16 protein-coding genes are annotated in these 18,026 nt (G+C 47.8%); 5 read left to right on the top strand and 11 right to left on the bottom strand.

Annotated features, from left to right (window positions below):
- Positions 1-48: 48 nt before the first annotated feature.
- From RIG68_RS13930 to RIG68_RS13890, 9 genes are all read right to left on the bottom strand, one after another.
- Entirely contained in the window at positions 49-2,190 is a 2,142-nt protein-coding gene (locus RIG68_RS13930; RefSeq protein ID WP_350123224.1) for a c-type cytochrome domain-containing protein, read from the bottom strand.
- Positions 2,187-3,224, bottom strand: a complete 1,038-nt coding sequence (locus RIG68_RS13925; RefSeq protein ID WP_350123221.1) for an NHL repeat-containing protein — start codon at positions 3,222-3,224, stop codon at positions 2,187-2,189. The genes RIG68_RS13930 and RIG68_RS13925 overlap by 4 nt, the downstream gene beginning before the upstream one ends.
- A gap of 6 nt (positions 3,225-3,230) precedes the next feature.
- Complete coding sequence (locus RIG68_RS13920) at positions 3,231-3,419, bottom strand: type II toxin-antitoxin system HicA family toxin (RefSeq protein WP_339784243.1); 189 nt, start codon at positions 3,417-3,419, stop codon at positions 3,231-3,233.
- Positions 3,416-3,634, bottom strand: coding sequence for a type II toxin-antitoxin system HicB family antitoxin (locus tag RIG68_RS13915; RefSeq protein WP_339784241.1), 219 nt, complete (start codon positions 3,632-3,634; stop codon positions 3,416-3,418). The genes RIG68_RS13920 and RIG68_RS13915 overlap by 4 nt, the downstream gene beginning before the upstream one ends.
- Before the next feature lie 31 nt (positions 3,635-3,665).
- Positions 3,666-5,120, bottom strand: a complete 1,455-nt coding sequence (locus RIG68_RS13910; RefSeq protein WP_339784239.1) for a DUF1501 domain-containing protein — start codon at positions 5,118-5,120, stop codon at positions 3,666-3,668.
- A 3-nt stretch (positions 5,121-5,123) separates the two neighbouring features.
- Positions 5,124-7,442, bottom strand: coding sequence for a PSD1 and planctomycete cytochrome C domain-containing protein (locus RIG68_RS13905; protein WP_502880638.1), 2,319 nt, complete (start codon positions 7,440-7,442; stop codon positions 5,124-5,126).
- A gap of 135 nt (positions 7,443-7,577) precedes the next feature.
- A complete protein-coding gene (locus RIG68_RS13900; protein ID WP_350123218.1) occupies positions 7,578-7,925 on the bottom strand; it encodes a HepT-like ribonuclease domain-containing protein in 348 nt (115 codons plus the stop codon).
- Positions 7,912-8,508 (bottom strand): nucleotidyltransferase domain-containing protein, encoded by a 597-nt coding sequence (locus RIG68_RS13895; protein ID WP_350123215.1) that lies wholly within the window; start codon positions 8,506-8,508, stop codon positions 7,912-7,914. Before RIG68_RS13895 ends, RIG68_RS13900 begins: the two co-directional genes overlap by 14 nt.
- Before the next feature lie 152 nt (positions 8,509-8,660).
- Positions 8,661-10,847 carry a S9 family peptidase gene (locus RIG68_RS13890; RefSeq protein ID WP_350123212.1) on the bottom strand — a complete coding sequence of 729 codons (2,187 nt, stop codon included), beginning with the start codon at positions 10,845-10,847 and terminating at the stop codon, positions 8,661-8,663.
- Between the two features lie 139 nt (positions 10,848-10,986).
- On the opposite strand from RIG68_RS13890, the gene RIG68_RS13885 reads away from it, so the two are divergent.
- Entirely contained in the window at positions 10,987-11,391 is a 405-nt protein-coding gene (locus RIG68_RS13885; RefSeq protein ID WP_350072459.1) for a MaoC family dehydratase, read from the top strand.
- 2 nt (positions 11,392-11,393) lie between these two features.
- On the opposite strand, the gene RIG68_RS13880 is transcribed toward RIG68_RS13885, so the two are convergent.
- Both RIG68_RS13880 and RIG68_RS13875 read right to left on the bottom strand, forming a co-directional pair.
- Positions 11,394-11,747 (bottom strand): hypothetical protein, encoded by a 354-nt coding sequence (locus RIG68_RS13880; RefSeq protein WP_350072458.1) that lies wholly within the window; start codon positions 11,745-11,747, stop codon positions 11,394-11,396.
- 20 nt (positions 11,748-11,767) lie between these two features.
- Positions 11,768-12,223 carry a TerB family tellurite resistance protein gene (locus RIG68_RS13875; protein ID WP_152001444.1) on the bottom strand — a complete coding sequence of 152 codons (456 nt, stop codon included), beginning with the start codon at positions 12,221-12,223 and terminating at the stop codon, positions 11,768-11,770.
- Between the two features lie 199 nt (positions 12,224-12,422).
- Here RIG68_RS13875 and RIG68_RS13870 point away from each other — a divergent pair, with 199 nt between their 5' ends.
- The 4 genes from RIG68_RS13870 (at position 12,423) to RIG68_RS13855 (ending at position 18,013) form a co-directional block, all read left to right on the top strand.
- Entirely contained in the window at positions 12,423-13,970 is a 1,548-nt protein-coding gene (locus RIG68_RS13870; RefSeq protein WP_350123208.1) for a DUF4301 family protein, read from the top strand.
- Between the two features lie 235 nt (positions 13,971-14,205).
- Complete coding sequence (locus tag RIG68_RS13865; protein WP_350123205.1) at positions 14,206-14,754, top strand: RNA polymerase sigma factor; 549 nt, start codon at positions 14,206-14,208, stop codon at positions 14,752-14,754.
- On the top strand, positions 14,751-15,473 hold the full coding sequence (locus RIG68_RS13860) for an energy transducer TonB (RefSeq protein WP_350123202.1): 723 nt from the start codon (positions 14,751-14,753) through the stop codon (positions 15,471-15,473). The genes RIG68_RS13865 and RIG68_RS13860 overlap by 4 nt, the downstream gene beginning before the upstream one ends.
- Before the next feature lie 11 nt (positions 15,474-15,484).
- Positions 15,485-18,013 carry a T9SS type B sorting domain-containing protein gene (locus RIG68_RS13855; protein WP_350123199.1) on the top strand — a complete coding sequence of 843 codons (2,529 nt, stop codon included), beginning with the start codon at positions 15,485-15,487 and terminating at the stop codon, positions 18,011-18,013.
- Positions 18,014-18,026 lie beyond the last annotated feature (13 nt).

Below are 18,026 nucleotides of genomic sequence, written 5' to 3'. Positions count from 1 at the left end.
TAGTTATATAAAACAAAGCACCTGACACTGGTGCTTATTTGTTGGGCTCTAGTTCAAAAGAATCTCGTCGATAAACACCCACCCTGGGTTTCCTTTGGCGTCGTGCCAGGCTGGAAGTTTTGCTACAGGCACAATGTGAAGCTTGAGCACGGCGTATTTTTCCTGAGGCAGATCGAAAGTGTAGAAGGCAGGGCCAACCGGCAGGTTTTCGGATGGTTGTGCTACTTTATTTTTTTTCCAGAGCTTCAGATTTTTTTCGTCTTCACCATACCAAATGTCGATGCTGGCCGGAGGCATGATCCAGCCGCCGGTGTTGTTGAGGCTGCTAATTGTGATCGACTTTTGGGGCACATCGTCGCCAAGGTTGATTTGAACATCCATGGCTTCACCCTGGTAGCCCAACCAGTTGCCGTCGGTATGAATATTGGTGCCTTTGATGTGGTCAAAAAGCGCCTGCTCCAGCTTGCCTTTGTATTTTGGGTTCGGGGGAGTCAGCAAGCTAACGCTGGTGGGCGTAATCGAACTTCTAAGAAAAGATTTCGAAACCATTTCGCTGCTGTACCAGCCATCTTTGAATGCTTTGACAGTAACTATTGTATTGCCGTCCAAAGGAATCCCGTCTTGGTAGATTGGAGAACTGACACTGTCGGGTGCTGAGCCATCCAGCGTATAGCGAAGCGTAACTCCGTTGAGATAATGTTTCACTTTCACTGAAATAGGTTCGGTAAAGAAGGCATCGTTGCCAACAATCACCGGGGCTGAAAGCTGAATGACCGTACCTTTGTCGTCGTAACCCGATTCAAAAGAAACAGTAGAAAAAACCTCCAATAATTGGCTGACTTCGTTTGCTTCAATAGCCGTATTCCAGATAAAAACTTTTTGGAGCGCTGAAAGTGACTTCAGTGCTGAAATACCCGAAGCAGTTACGGCTGTTCCAGACAGCGATAGCTCTTGCAAACTGGAAAGCTTTGCCAGTGAAGAGAGCCCTTTGTCTGTCACACCAGTAAAATTGAGATGCAGTTTTTCGAGGTTTTCGAAAGGCACCAGAAATAAAAGATCCTCGTCTTTGACAGGAATCTTGTTCAGGCTCAACTCAACTATTTGGGTGCGGATTTTTTCGAGCTCTTTTAGTTGATTTGCACCAAAAGCTTCGCTGGAAAAAAAGGTAACGGTGAGTGCCGGCGAATTCAGGGCAATCGGGCTTATGATCCGATAGTTGGAATTGAGAGACTCCACCAGCTCAGGGTCGGCGGCTTTGAAGTCATAGGCTTTGTTCACGTTGAATTTTGCCTGAGCTATTTGATAGAGTGGTTGATCCGGCGCAGTTTCGGCTGCCAAAGCTTGAAAAGAAGCCCCGCTGGCAATCCAGGCTTCAAGCACTTCCTTTTCCTCGTCGGTAAGTTGCGTCTTACCTTCCGGCGGCATATGCTCCTCGACCGATTCCGGCAGGTGAATTCTTTTTAGAAGTAAACTTGTTTCGTAATTGACAGAGTCCCAAAGCGGCCCATTCTTTCCACCAGCCAAAATAGCCTCCCGGGTTTCCATCACAAGCTCGCCCTTGGCTTTGAGGCTGTTGTGGCAACCCATACATTTTTCCCTGAGAATTGGCTGCACCATGTGGTCGTAAATCACGACTTCTGCAAAAGGAACATTTTCGAAACTTTCGTCGGGCATAACAGGTGCCAGCACAAAATTTTCGCCGTGTGTGATATTGGCACCCTGGTGCCCGGCAAATGTGACAAGCGCCACCATGGCTACGGGAATGCCTTTCGACAACATTGGCAGAGAATTCCAGGTTTTTCTGAAAGTGTACCACCCATAGGAGGCAAAGGCAATCAAAGCACCTCCCCATTTGTGCCACGTCAAGCTGCCTTCAGTATAGCCACCCTCCTTAGAGAGTAATAACCCCATGAGGGCAGAAAGAGCAGCTGTAAAACTTCCGAGAAGGAGTAGGTCTTCGGCATGAAGTGGTTCATTGGTTGAGGATTCGGACGGCCTTTTACTCACAAAAACCAACAGGGCATAAACAACCAATAAGGCTATGGGGAAATGAAGCAGCAAAGGGTGCATTCGTCCCAGCACCTGAAGCCAGGCGGGCGTTGTAAAACTATTTTCGAACACGAGAAGAAAAGCCAGCAAGCAGCAAATGAAAAAGCTACCGTTGGCGATCAGGCCCCTAAGCTTGGTCATGAAACAGGCGTTAGTTTGTATGGGTATACCTGGCCAGAATTCCACTGGGCTACATAAAGATTTTCCTCATCATCGATGCACACATCATGAGGGTAGGCAAAAACTGCATCGGTCTGGAATAACTCCTTCAGCTGACCAGCCTCATATTCCGGGGCATTTGCAGCAATGTTGGAAACCACTTTGTCATTCTTGTCGAGAATCGTTACAAACCCAGATTGCTTCCAAGGCTGGCTGGCGCTCATAAGCACGGCTGCATATAAGTAGTCGTTTTTGATAACGGGGCGACAAACCCAGGCTCCAGGAAGGGAAATAGTAGACAGGTATTTTCCATCAAGCGTATACCGCTTGAAAGCCATTTGCTGGCGGGAGCTGATAACCAACGATGGATTAGCCGGATCACGGAAATCCATGCAAACGCCGTGGGCATTGAGCAAGTGGGCATCGGTTTCTCCTCTGCCACCAAAGTGACGGATGTAGTTGCCTTTGCTGTCGTACTGTATGATAAAATCTTTGCCATAACCATCGGCCACAAAGATATCTCCATTGGGAGCAATGGCGGTTTCGGTAGGAACGTACTCGTCTGCCTTTGTGTATTCTCCCGTTTCTTTTGGATAGTCGAGCGTCAAAAGTACACGACCGTTCATGTCCGTTTTGATTACCTGATGACGGGTGTTGTCGCAAATGAAGAGCACCTCGGTGCCATTTTCGTCAAACAAAGTCAACCCATGAGCCCCCGGGTACTCCGATCCCCACGTTGAAAGCAGCTTCCCTTTTTTGTCGTAGATAATGACATTGTTTTTGGTTTCGTTGGTGAGCAGCAGGATACGGCCTTTGCTGTCCTGCACCATTTCGTGGCAGTCTTTCACCGGGTATTTGGTGATGTCGGCCTGGCTCCATTTGGTGTCGAGCTTGTAGCGCTTTTTACCATGGCCGAGGATAATCTCATCCGCTCGCTTATTGGCGAAAACATAGGGTGCCGATAGAATACCAGCCGCCGTGGCCGCACTTTTGACAATGAAATCACGTCTTTCCATAAATCATTATTTTAGACGAGCCTGTTTAAGAATGCTCATTTCCGTTCCTTTTGCCAAGTCTTTGTTCTGACCATGATCGGGAACGGTTACTCTCCCAGGCTTATCAGGGTGTTTAAATTGTTTGTGACTGCCTTTTTGGCTGACCTGAACCCAACCATCCTTTCGTAAGAGATCAATTATCTCTTTTACCTTCATGCTGTTTCAGGAATAATCAAATTCATCCCCTCGCTTAGCGCAGGAGGAATAGGCTCTCCGTCTTCTTTCATTCCCTCTATGTGTAATAAAATAGCTTCCTGGATATTATTTTCAGTTTCCTCACGAGTCTCACCTACAGTTATACAGCCTGGAAGATCCGGTACATATGCGCTATAGCCCGTTTTGGTTTTCTCGATGACTACTAAATATCTCATAGGGAAATTTCTGAAAATAAAACTAACAAGATTAAGCAATAATTCCTTTCACGACCTTTCCGGCCACATCCGTCAACCGGTACCTTCTTCCCAAATGCTTGTAGATAAGTTTCTCGTGATCGAGGCCCATTTGGTTGAGCACGGTCGCATGAAAATCGTTGACGTGCACGGGGTTTTCGGTGATATTATAGCCAAACTCGTCGGTTTCTCCGTAGACCATCCCTGGTTTTATGCCGCCACCTGCCATCCAGATAGTGAAGCAGCGGGGGTGATGGTCACGGCCATAATTGTCGCCGGTCAACTTACCCTGGCAATAGTTGGTTCTGCCAAACTCACCGCCCCAAATCACGAGGGTTTCGTCAAGCAGGCCTCTCTGCTTCAGGTCCATGACCAGTGCTGCAGATGATTGATCCACATCTTTGCACTGGCCAACAATTTGGCCTGGCAAATTATCGTGGGCATCCCATCCCTGGTGGTACAGCTGCACAAACCTAACCCCGCCTTCGCTGAGTTTGCGTGCCAGCAAACAGTTGGCTGCGTAGGTGCCTGGCACCATGCATTCCGGGCCGTACATTTTCACGATGGACTCCGGCTCATTTTTTAGGTCGGTAAGCTCCGGCACGGAAGTCTGCATGCGGTAGGCCAACTCGTATTGTTGGATTTTAGCAGCAATCTCCGGATCGCCAAACTCTTCGTAGTTTTCCTGATTCAACGCTGCCAGGTGGTCGAGCATTTTTCTTCGCTCTGCCCGATCCATTCCCTCAGGGTTGTTGAGGTACAAAACCGGATCGTCACCACTTGAGAATTGTACGCCTTGATGGACGGAGTCGAGGAAGCCGTTGGTCCAAAGCTTTGAGTAGACTCCCTGCCCGTTCCCTTTTCCTTTGGAAAGCAAAACGCAGAAAGCGGGGAGGTTTTTGTTTTCACTTCCTAACCCGTAACTCAGCCATGCTCCCATGCTTGGGCGGTTGCCGACCTGAGCGCCGGTCTGGAAAAAGGTGAGTGCCGGGTCGTGGTTGATGGCCTCGGTATAGATGCTTTTTACGAAGCAAAGCTCGTCGGCTATGCTGGCGGTGTGAGGCAGCAAGTCGCTGATCCAGGCACGAGACTGGCCGTATTGTTTAAAGTCGAAAATTGTTCCTGCCAGGGGAAATTTGGACTGCCCGGACGTCATGCCTGTCAATCGCTGACCCTGACGAATCGACTCTGGCAAGTCTTCCCCGTGCATTTTTTGCAGCATGGGTTTATAGTCGAACAAGTCAAGCTGTGAGGGAGCTCCATTTTGGAAGAGGTAAATAATCCGCTTCGCCTTGGGAGCAAAATGTGGGAGTTGGGCGAATAGTTCTTCTTCCGGACTAGCTCCTCCTTTGAATAAATCAGGAATCAGCAGTGAGCCCAGTGCAGCACTACCAATACCGAGACTTAGCTTCGAAAGAAATTTTCGCCTGTTTTGATTTAAGCCGTTTTCCAGTTGTTCTTTTTCCATGGCTTATGTCTTTGTAATGGATTCCTCCATGTTGTAAATCAGTTGAATCACGTTGGCCAATGCAGCTGCCTCACTTTTCTCCACTTCCAAATGAGGGTATTCACCCACATCCAGCACCTCCGAAGGGTCGATCGCCTGGCTTTTGTAAATGCCAAGTTGTTCTGAAAAATAACTATTCAACAAATCCTTCTCAGACTCCTTCGGCACCCGGCACACAATCAGCCTAAAAGCTTTTGTGATTTTATCTTCGCTACCCGACTGCTCTTCGACCAGCTTTTCGGCCAATACCCTAGATGCCTCCAGCATTGTGGGGTCATTCATCATCACCAGTGCCTGCAAAGGTGTGTTGGTTTGAGGCCTTTTCACCTCGCACTGGTCTCTGTTGCTACCGTCGAATATCATCAATGCGGGAGGAGGCAGTGTAAGTTTGATAAATGTGTACATACCCCGGCGATACAAGTCCTCACCGTGGTCTTGCTGGTAAGTAGCCAGCACACCCCTGCCGGAAGTAGCAGCTTCCCAAAGGCCGTCGGGCTGGTAGGCCTTTACACTTGGGCCACCTATTTTATTCACTAAAAGCCCACTGCTAGCCAGGATCAGGTCTTTTACAAACTCAGCGGGCAACCGGAAGCGAGGCCCGTGGCTGAGGTAGATATTGTCGGGATCGATGGCCAGCTTTTCTTTCGATACACCGCTCGATTGCATATAGGTAGCGGACGTCACAATTTGTTTGACAAGGTACTTAATGTCCCAGTTGTTTTCCATGAAGTCGACCGCCAGCCAGTCAAGCAGTTCTGGGTGTGACGGTAAATCACCCTGCATACCAAAGTCGCCGGCGGTTTTCACAATCCCCTGGCCGAAGATCATTTGCCAAACCTGGTTCACAAATACCCTGGCGGTCAAAGGATTGCTTTTATCAACCGTCCACTTGGCCAGACCAAGGCGGTTTCTTGGGTAGGCGGTAGTGTCAAAACCCATGACTTCCGACAATGGCTGCGCCTTCACCTCATCGGTAGGTGAATCGTACTGCCCCCGGTTGAGCACGTAGGTTTTGCGCAGGGTGTCAAGCTCGTCCATCACCGACACCATCATGGTGTCCTTTTCCAGTTGTCTGATAAATGAAAGCACTCCATCGAGGTCGGCTGTTGTTATTTCAAGCCTTGGAGCTTTGGCTGGTTTCGAAACGGATATGTCGCCCTCGTACCCGACTTCAGGTGTATTGTTGAAGAAGGCAAACATTCTAAAATAGTCCTTCTGCGAAATGGGGTCGTATTTGTGGTCATGACACTGGGCGCATTCCACGGTGAGGCCAAGTATGCCTTTGCTGAAAGTCTTTGTTTTGTCAAGAATGTATTCAACCCGGTACTCTTCATCGATTACACCACCCTCTTCCGTGTATTTGTGGTTTCTTAGAAAGCCGGTGGCAAGAATTTTCTCCTTGTCAGCGTCGGGAAGCATGTCGCCAGCCAACTGCCAGGTGAGGAATTTGTCGTAGGGAAGATTGTTGTTAAAAGCATGAATCACCCAATCTCGCCAGGGCCATTGCGTTCGGATATTGTCGTCTTGATAACCATAGGAGTCGGAGTAGCGCCCAACGTCCAGCCAGTGTACGGCCATTCTTTCGCCGTAAGCGGGCGTGTTGATGAGCTCTTCTACCACTTTTTCATAGGCATTTTCACTTTCGTCGGCCATAAAGCGATCCATGAGATCAAGCGAAGGAGGCAGGCCTGTGAGATCCAAAGCAACTCTTTTCAGCAGTCGTTCTTTGTCGGCTCCTTCGTTGGGTTTCAAACCCTTCTCTTCCATTTTTTTGACGACGAAAAAGTCAAGGTCGTTCTTTGGCCACTCATCGTTTTTCACTTTGGGAAGAGGCGCTTTTTTTGGGGGGATAAACGACCAGAGCTTCTCAAACTTGGCACCCTGCTTGATCCATTTCTTCACCAGCTCAATTTCGTTCTCTGTTAGCAGGGGGAGATGTGACTCCGGCGATGGCATTTGGTAAGCAGGGTCGGCCGATGAAATACGTTTTACCAATTCAGATTCTTCAGGTTTCCCCGGCACGATGGCAAATTTTCCTTTGCTCTCTTTCAGCTCAGCAAAGGCAAGTTCCGGAATATCGAGCCTCAGGCCTGCTTTCACTTTGTTTTTGTCGGGGCCGTGGCAGGCGAAGCACCTATCGCTCATCAACGGCCGTATATGAAAATTGTAGCTGACGGTTTCGGGCAGGCCTCCTGAAGATGTCGAGTCGCTGCATCCAGGCATGGAAATAATTAATCCCGCAAAGGCAATGGACAGAAGCCCGGTGATGAGCCTGGTATACATGTTCAAGTAGGGTTATGTAAAATCAAAATTTAGTAAGGTTTGGCAAGGATAACAATGTAATGTATAAGAATAAACTAAGATGGTCGCAGGAAGGATGCCAGTGTTTGTAGACGGTTAGCTTGGGCGATGAGGTTATTAAAACTCCTTAGTAAGTATTTCTTCCATCATTTCTTTCAAGCCGGGCAATATCTCCGTGGTGGTATCCCAGATCACCCTCATTTCCACAGCGTGGTATTCGTGAAGTATAAAGTTTCTGAACGACTTTACCTTGTACCACGGGTAATCATATTTTTCTAAAACACTTGAATCAATACTTGCCGTTGCCTCACCTATGATTGTGTACTGATAAAGGCAAGCATCGATTGTCTTTGCGTCGGCCAAAAAGCTGTCGACAGAATGCTTTTGACAGTACAGTTGAATGCTGTCTATGGCTTGGATCACATGCTCCAGTCGCTCTTTGCTAGTTGGTTTACCCGGCTTCATAAATCAACTGCATTTCATTCTCTATACTTTTTTTCAAGGCAGGTCTTATACCGTTGAGCATTACCACGTCCACTTTTTTTCCCACCGCCTTTTCCAGCTGTTCCCGAATCTCAGCGATATCAAACAGTGTGAATTTTATTTCTTGTGGTACATCAATCAACACATCGATGTCGCTTTTTGGACCATCATCCGCTCTGGCAAATGAACCAAATATCCAGGCCCTGTCTATTTGTGAAAAGGCCCTCATGCCCGATTTTAGCTTACTGATGGTTTGGCTTCGTTCGGATTTTTCTGCTGCTCGATAAAGCACCTGGTCTTCTGCTGCCTGTAGCGCCTTAAGTGCCAGGTCATCATCTTGCACCTCGTAAAGCACTTTATCTGACAGCCAGGCAATGAGCAGCTTCTCCTTGTTTGTGTTAAAAAACTCGGCCAGCTTTTCCACCAATTCCCGTTTGGGCTTCCGTTGGCCCCGCTCTATTTTACTGAGAACGGCCTGATCAATGTCGAGGAAGGCCGCCACCTTACGCAGCGGGATATTAGCCTCTTCCCGACTCTTTTTAATAATGGAACCAAAACTGTTCACGGTGATATCGTTTTGACATTTTTTGTCAAAACAATCTTAATCATTTTTTGGAACATTTTCAATTGATAGTATGAAAACCCACAAGGAGCCCTGCCATCAGTACACCATACTGGTCAAACTTATCTGACAATAGCTCCTGGATGCCCTATAAGCTATTCCCCCACAGTAGCCGCAGGCGCTTCCGGATGTTTCACGTACCTTTCAAAAAATTCAATAAACCGGCCGAGCCTATCCATCATCCGCAGCGGATTGCCGCTTCTGCTGAGCTCATGCCCTTCGCCCGGATAGCGCACATATTCCACAGACCTGTCTAGTGCTTTGAGACTTTTGTACATCATTTCCGACTGGATAGTACCCGTTCTCAGGTCCTGGTCAGAGTGCATGATGAGCAGAGGGGTCGTAATTTGGTCGATGAAGGTAATAGGTGAGTTGGCATCAAGGATTTCCTGCACGCCGTCTTCCCATGGGTAGCCGAAATGTGTTGGTACCAGCCGCCAGGCATTGCCTTCTCCCATAAAGGTAGTGAGATCGTATACACCTCTTTGGGCATTCGCTGCTTTGAAACGTTTGTCTTGCGTTACCAGCCAGGCCACCATGTAACCAGCATAGCTGCCTCCTGTTACAAATAGCTGGTCGGTATCCATCCAGCTGTTTTTGGAAGTAGCGTCATCCAATGCTGCCAGAATGTCGTTGGCAGGCCCGTGGCCCCAGTCTCTATAATTACCTTTTTTGAACGCATCGCCGTAGCCGCCACTACCCCGTGGGTTACTGAAAACCACACCATAACCCCAGCTGGCCAGCAGCTGAAATTCATGCCACATACTGAGTCCCGACGGCCCCCACATAGCAGAAGGCCCACCGTGGATTTCCAGTACCGTCGGATATTTGGTTCCTTGTTTGAAACCAACGGGCTGCATCACCCAATACTGTACTTTTACGCCGTCGGGTCGGGCGACCCAGTATTCGGAAACGGGAGTGACGATTTTGTCTTTCAGCCAATCCGAGTTGAAATGTGTTAACGCTGTTAAAGCACCGCTCTTCATGTCCATGCTGTATACTTCCAGGGGGTTATTGAAGTCGGTAATGGTCATGATGATTTTTTTGCCTGCAAGCGCAAAGTCATTGATGCCTTTGTCTCCTTCCAAAAGGGTAACGATTTCGCCTTTCTTCAGGTCGTAGCTGTACAAAGGAATGTCGCCTTCGGACGAGGCAGTAAAATAGATTTTTTTGTTATCCGGAGAAAAGACCGGCCCACCAGCGTCTCTGTCAAACTCCGCTGTAATCATTTTTGCACCGCTGCCGTCGGTCTTGACAAGCCCCAGGTCATTTTGCGTAGCATGCCTGTTTACATCATCTCGCATGTAAAACAGTATCGACTTTCCGTCGGGTGAGAATTGTGGATTGCCTAAGGAAAAACCCTCCATATGAAGGAAGGAGGTAGCCGCACCTGAAGCAGCGTCGATTTTCCAAAGGTCAGAGTAGCTTTGTTTGTCGGGCTCCACTTTGTAAGACACCGAAGTGCAAACAATGGTTTTTCCATCGGGTGACCAGTCGCCACCACCAAAATCCTGGAAACCTTTGGTGAGTTGACGGGCTTTTTCGGTGTCAAGCGATTGAATAAACAAATGCCGGTACTTCATTTCTGGGTTGAGTCCCTGTTCCGCTTGGAAATCCTGATTGACGAAGACCCGTGGGTTTTTGTCGACGGCGTTTTTAGCCAGCCATGCCCGAAGTTCTTCAAGGTCGCCGTCGGGTGTAGACTTGATGTCCTTTTTCTCTTCGTCTTTTAGCGCCTTCCAGTTGGGTTCGTCTTTGAATGCCCTTCCTGGTCTTTCATAAGCCCAGGTTGGAGTGCCTTCGGTGTCCCAGTCGGGGATGGACGACGAAAAGAGAATAGATTTTCCGTCGGGAGCCCAGCGAGGACCAGAAGCACCGTGCTTGGCAGAAGTCAGAGGATAAGCTTCGCCGCCGGTTAACGGCAGAATCCATATTTGCGACTTTCCGTCGTCGGATCGAACAAAGGCAATTTTTTCACCATCTGGAGCCCAGGTAGGTTGTGAGTCGCTCTTTTTTCCGAACGTAAGCTGAATGGGCTCTCCACCTTTTTCAAGATCGAGCACGTAAAGGTTGTGGCTGTAGAAGTAGTCTTCTCCTTTTTGATCTCTTTTGGTCACCACCATCACCGCTTTTTTAGCGTCGGGAGACACTTCTAATTGTGAGGAGGTCACAATTTTCATGAGGTCAGAAGTGACGATAGGTTTTTTTCCGCTTTGCGCTTCTGCCCAATGGATGAGCAGGACAGAGGCCAGCAGCAACAGGTAGTTGAGTCTTTTTTGCATGACTGATTGGTTTTCGGGTTAATGCGGGAAGAACAACATAAATGGTTTTTGATTCAAGGAATAATCCGTTGGTGGTGAAAACTTGTTGTGCGGAGGCAGTTGCGAAAAAGCCCTTATATTTAAGCCAAACAATATCACCATGCTAAAAGTCGGAGATACCTACGAAATGCCCTTTTCACTTACCCAGGAGCAGGTAAATGCCTTTGCCGAGCTAAGTGGCGACAAAAACCCCGTGCACATCGATGCAGCTTTTGCTGCCAACACCTCTTTTAAGAAACCCATCGTCCACGGTATTTTCAGTGCAGCCATTTTCTCCAGGATATTGGGCACCATTTTTCCTGGCGATGGCACCATCTACCTTGGGCAGACACTGCAATTCAAAAGGCCTGTGTACCCAGGTGAGGACTACCAGGCAAAAGTGGAGGTGGTAAGCCTCGATGGTAGAAACTCAGCCACCATTGCCACGGTGCTTATTCATGCCCCTACGGGAAAGGCCGTCATCGAAGGAGAGGCCAAAGTGATGCACAAAGAATTAATTCCGTAAGCTCAGGGCTTAACGATTTCCCAGGTGATAGAATACCGGGCGATTTGCTTGGGGTCGGCCAGCTGCATATCGGTTGTGTAGGGCCCGCCTGGCTTGTCAATAAGCATGCTGATTTTTCCCATGTAATCGTTGGGGCTAAGGTAATCGTAGTCCCACACCTCCAAATCAACCTTTTCGTTCACTTTGAACCCGTCGATTACATGATCAACTTCCAGTGATTCGGCCTTCATGCGGTACCACTTTTCATCCACGGGCCATACTTTCTTTTTGTTGATGACCAGAAATACCTCGTCACCATCGTTTTCTTCATAAAAGTAGCAATGAATGTTGATGATTCTGATAGATAGAGCTTCCATAGGTTAGCTGGATGTTGAGGTTAAAGAATTGTTTGTCGGAGTTTGTCGGCAGCCCGTTCCATTTCAACAAGGGCCTCCATAGCCATTACTGTCTCCTTATTTACCTTTAGAATTCGGGCACACTCATCTACACTTTCTCGCTCTTTGTCAGAAAAATCCCCATCAGCATAAGACATCCTGATGGCGTCGTAGAGCATAAGTTTGCTGTAGTTGGCTATTTGATTAGGGTTGAGTCGTTGGAAAATCTCGCCAAGGTCAGCATTTTCCCAGTCGAACTCTTCCCAGGCAGCAATGAGGTCGGTACCTACTTTCAAAGACTGCCCAAGGTCTTCGGTAAGCCAGTCCATTTCGGGGTCTGATACATCCCCATCAGCTCCGGCAATAGTGAGCAGCGCAAAGCCATAGTCCTTCCAGTATTTCTTCGGCACGATACTCATACCGTAGAAGGTAGGTGATATTGTCAAAAATTCGTTCATGATGGAGACATATGCTTTAGGTAGACAAATTACGAAGACTTTTGATTTTTACGAATTAACATTTTTTAAAGTGTAAGACCCTACGTCGAATAACTCAAAGGAGCTTATAGTAAGAATTCTTATCCATTTTAACCTTGGATTTATCGACCCCTTCACCTTAATTAGGTGAAGCTAATTGCCGACTTAAACGACATACGAAATGTTTTCCAGCAGCGATATTGATTTTATAAAAAAGAGAGGCTCCTCAACTGACGTAGTGGAAGCTCAAATTCAAAACTTCAAAGACGACTTCCCTCCTTTGAGGCTGGAAAAGGCTGCCACCATCGGCGACGGCCTTAGTAAGATGTCGGACAAAGACATTGAAGGCCGCCTAAAAGCCTATGAGAGTGCGACTGCCTCAAAAGCCATCGTGAAGTTTGTGCCAGCCTCCGGAGCGGCCAGCCGCATGTTTAAGGATCTCTTCAGCTTTATGGAGGAGTACACCGGCTCGGAGGCTGACTATCAAAAGCTCACAGCCAATCAGAAAAGTGGCTCCATGTTTGATTTTTTCAAGCGGCTGGAGGATTTCGCTTTTTACGATGACTTGAAAGATGCTTATGCAAAGTCAGGCACTTCGCTGGAGGAAGCTCACTTGAAAAGAAAATACGTTTCAATTCTTGAGTACTTATTACTCGACAAGGGACTCGGTTACGGGCAGTTGCCAAAGGGGCTTTTGAAATTTCATAAAAAGAACAATGTTGCCAGAACTCCTGCGGAGGAGCACTTTGTGGAAGGAGCCAACTATGCTAAATCGTCGGACGGCAGCGTAAAGTTGCATTTTACAGTAAGTCCAGAACACCGAACCAAATTCAAAGAGCATGTGGATGCTGTGCAGGATGGCTATGAAAAACAGTACGGGGTAAAATTCGAAGTAAGCTTTTCAGAGCAGAAGGCATCTACTGATACCATAGCCGTGGACATGAGTAATCAACCCTTCAGGGAAAACGACGGCGGGCTACTTTTCAGGCCGGCCGGCCATGGGGCATTGCTTTCCAACCTCAACGACCTTAATGCCGATGTTATTTTTGTTAAAAACATAGACAATGTGGTGCCCGACCGACTGAAGGAAGACACATTTGTCTATAAGAAGGTGATTGCAAGCCTGCTGTTGGAGCACCAAAGTAAGATTTTTGGGTTCCTTGAAAAACTTGAAGCTGGTGCTGCAAGTGCTGCCGACCTTGACGCCATGTACGACTTTTTGGAAAAAGAGCTTTGCACCAGTAATCACACGACGGCCAGAACAGCATCCGCTGTGGAAAGGTCGGCTTATCTCAGAAGCAAATTCAACCGACCCATCCGCATTTGCGGCATGGTGAAAAATGAGGGAGAGCCAGGAGGGGGGCCGTTTTGGTGCAAAAATCCTGACGGCACAGTTTCGTTGCAAATTGTTGAAAGTGCTCAGGTCGATTTGAAAGATGCTGGACAAAAGAAAATATTCGAGGAGAGCACACACTTTAATCCGGTGGATCTGGTTTGTGGTACCAAAGACTATAAGGGCAAGAAGTTCGACCTCATGAAATTCACCGACCCGAAAACCGGTTTTGTCACCGAGAAATCGAAAGATGGCAAGGCTCTGAAGGCGCAGGAGCTCCCCGGCCTTTGGAATGGCTCTATGAGCAACTGGAATACCGTATTTGTGGAAGTACCCGTCTCAACATTCAACCCTGTGAAAAAGGTAACTGATCTGCTGAAGGATCAGCATCAGTAGAAAAGCACACCGCCTTTTGTTAAAAAGCCAATTTGAATTAGAATCTCGCTCCTGGCGGGTATAATATGCGGCGCTGCGTCTTCTGCTGTACAACAAACTGCTTTCATCTGTAACCTCAGTGCCAACTAATCCCGGCTTCCAGAGAAAAACATTTTTTCATATTCTGTATCTTTTTGATACTTCCCCGTTATAGGGCCGAAAGCTTCAAAATTCTGACCAATCAAACAGCGCAAAGGTGGAGTTGGATGAACACGCACTTGTAGAGCAAGCCAAGCAAGACCCCAAAAGGTTCGGCCCTATCTATGAGAAGTACCACGAACCCATTTTTCGATTTGTCTATGCCAGGATCGGACAGCTTGAGGCTAGTAAAGATGTAACCTCTTCAGTGTTTTATAAGGCCCTGGCCAATTTGAAAAAACACCAGGTTCGGGGCCTTTCTTTTTCTTCCTGGCTGTATCGCATCGCATTGAATGAATGCTACGATTTCTTCAGAGCCGAAAAGAAACACCGAACTGTTGCGCTCGATGACTACATGGGTATCAGCCTGTTGGAAGAACTCCAATTCGGGGATAGCGAGCAGGAAATATGGATGAATTCGTTGCCGGTGTTGCTTGAGTCTTTGGAGCCGAAAGATCTGGAGTTGATCGAGATGAGATTTTTCGAACGAAAGAGTTTTAAGGAGGCGGCAGATATTCTGGACATCACTGAGAACAATGCCAAAACACGTACCTATCGCTTACTGGAAAAAATGAGGAAAGAGGTCAAAAAACTTGTCGTGAAATGAAATACCAATTTGTAAAAAAGAGACAAGAGATCAGTACAGAACAAATCCACTCACTGAGGGATTTTGACTCCGTGCTGGCGGGGAGTAAGCAGGTTTCCGGCCTGGCTTATTCCGGGAAGCTACTGTGGGGGCTGGCTGTTATTCCGGCTATCGGGATTGTTTATTTACTCACAGTTGGCAGGCCCTCCGTCAACGACAAACAGCCAGCTTTGGCAGACGTGCCGGTGAAGGAAGAGGCCGTCTCGGCAAGGCCTCCAGTTGAAGCTGCACCGGCGACCAGGCTCGACGATCAAAAGCCGACACCATCAACATCGGAACAGCCGGTTGCGAAACAGAAGACATCCCCACCGGCTGAAAAGAAAAGCGCTCCGCCATCGGAGACGGGGGCTCAGCAAACCAACCAGGTACAAAAAGAAGATGTATATCTGAATGCGGAGCCAAAGGAGGGATTTGAACTGTTTTATGCCTTTATAGAAACAGAGCTTACCTATCCCGAATTGGCGAGAAAAGACAGCGTTCAGGGGTATGTCAAAGTGATGTTTTCTGTCGATGTGGATGGCACGCTTAAAGACATTTCGATTGTGGAGTCAATGGGAGACCTCTTTGACAACGAAGCTATCCGGGTCATCAAGCGTAGCCCGCCGTGGAAACCCGCCTCTTTCAACGGCTATCCTGTTAGCAGCAGAATGTCTATTAAACTCACTTTCAAAGTAGAATAATAAAAACGAGCATGAATACACTAAAAGCACTTGGTTTTAGCATCCTCGGGTTGCTTAGTTTTAGTCACCTCCGGGCGCAAACATTTGAAGCTGTGGATACGCTCAACGTAAACGGTATCGAGAATGTATCGATGAAGTGGGTTGATTTGAATAACAACTTGCTTTACGATCTGATACTTTATGGCAATGATAGCCTGGGCAATGGGGTACTTCAGGTGTACCTCAATGAAGGAGAAGGGAAGTTTACCCTACAAAACGCTTCTTTTCCGGATGTCCGGATTTCAAAGCTACAACCAATCGATTATGACAGAGACAGAAAAATAGATCTCGCTTTTTCTGGCATAGTCAACGGCGCTGACACCGTTGTTTCAGTACTGCTGGCCAGGGAAAACTTCACTTTCGAGTTGCTTCCGACACCGGTGTTGAGCGGGCCAGTAGAGGCTTTCCAATTTTTAGACCTGAATTACGACACTGTAAATGACCTGCTCATCTCACAACGAAACGATGAAGATAGTGTCGAATTTAAAGTATTGAGGGGCACCGCACCAGGCTTTGAGGACTTGATGATAGAGTTTCCTCTTTTTACGGAAGGGGCTTTTTTTGCCCTGGATATTGATAGCGACGCTAGAAAAGATTTATTGCTGTCGGGTTCCAGGCAAGGGCAGTCTTTTAGTAGGCTTTATAAAAACAACGGCAGCTTTGAGTTTGCTGATTCTGCCAATTTTGGCTTCGAGTACGAACAAATTGTGCAAGAATCGGATACGTCATTTTTTGTGGCCATGGATCATCAGGTAGAGGCAATCTCCCTGGGTGAATATGATGGCAATAGCAGGCCTGATCTTTTTGTCAGAGGAAAAAGCTCCATAGGGGAGGATTTAAATGTCCTTTACCGAAGCAGTGGGGGTCGGATAGTTGCAGATCAGGACAGTATGTTGAGTAACTATAAAATTCAGGCCTCACATATGGCAGATTTCGACTCGGATGGCAAAACGGATCTTTGGGTAAGTGCCTCCCGAAACGACTCGACCTTTGTTTTTTGGTACAACAACTTAAATGCATTTGCGGAGGCTGAGCCAGTTTACCGGGACTCCCTCCTTCTTACTGAATTTTCCGATTGGGACCTGGATTTCAACCTGGATTTTGTAGAGCTCCGGCAAAGCCTTCACGGATTGAAGCTTGTGTTTTTTGAAAACATGGCCGATTCGGTTAATAAGGGCCCGTCGCTGCCGTTTCCGCAGGTGGCGGTGCAAACCGGTACAGGAGAAGTGAAAATACAATGGCAGTCGGCGATTGACTCTTTAACCAGCAGCAGTTCGCTCTCCTACGATGTGCTTTTAGTTGACGCCGATACCACGGTACTTTTTGAGTCTAACATGAGCACAAAGAGCTTTGGCCTCCAGCAGCCATATCATGGCAGTGTGCTGTATGGCGACTACCTCACTGTTAACAACCTTGCTTCTGGGGACTATCTCTTTTTAGTAAGGGGGGTAGACAATGCCTATAATGCCTACAACGGTGGCGGAATGGGTGGCCTTCAGCTATTCAGGTTTGCCATTTGCAATGGTGACCTGGTAAGGACCTCGGCAGAGCTTTGTCCAGGGAGCCCAGAGGTTTTTGGTGAGGAGGGAGTTGAAAGAAATTGGTACTCAAATAATTATGGGGCCCTGGGCCAAATCGATTTGCTGAGCTATTCTGCCACTACCAGCGATATACTATATGGAACTGTAGTGAGCGCAGAAGACTGCCCGAAGGGACAGCTGGCTTACATCATAAACACAAAGCCACTTGAGCCGCTGGCTGATGACGTGCCGGCGTTCACTCAAGTTTGCGACGAATCCGAGATTACTTATGAGCTGCCCAACACATGGACAAACGTTATTTGGAGTTCAGCGGCTTTGGGCAGTATTGGCGAAGGGTCAAGCCTTACTTTCGCCGTTACCCAGGCAGATACGATATCCGTAGTGGCAGCCAACGAGTTTGGGTGTTTTGACAGGGCCGAGAGCGCCATCGCTTTCTTCGATCCGCAGGTGTCGGATACTTTGATCACAATATCTCCCGGCGAATCAGCGGAGATCACCGCCTTCGGTGGGCAGGCTTATGAATGGAGCCCTGCTAATGAATTCGACGGCCCGTTTAATCAAAAGCAGACAGTTTCTCCCAACGAAACAACGGATTATCAAGTGCTGGTCAAAAATGACGCAGGTTGCGAGCGCCTATTCAACATCAGGGTGGAGGTTGGGCAGCTCGGTGGAGTAGCGAACCTTTTTTCTCCTAATGGCGACAGCCGAAACGACCAGTTTTTCCTTCAGCTTTCTACCGTTCCGGCAACTATCGATTTTCGGGTATATGCCAGGTCGGGAGGACTGATTTACCAGGAGTTGGACGCCGCAAGGGCTGTCAGTGAAGGATGGGATGGAACCCATAACGGGGAAAAAATGCCCCCGGGGGTATACTACTGGCGTGTGGAAGGGAGATATAGCGATGGCCGCCCCGTGCTGCTCAACGGAAAGAAATCCGGAAAAATTAACCTCGTAAGATAGATCACAGCTAGCG

It is taken from the genome of Imperialibacter sp. (assembly GCF_040222385.1).
In the GTDB taxonomy this organism is placed as follows: domain Bacteria; phylum Bacteroidota; class Bacteroidia; order Cytophagales; family Cyclobacteriaceae; genus Imperialibacter.
Note: the sequence above shows the minus strand (reverse complement) of the source record. Positions and strands in the feature narration are given on the sequence as shown.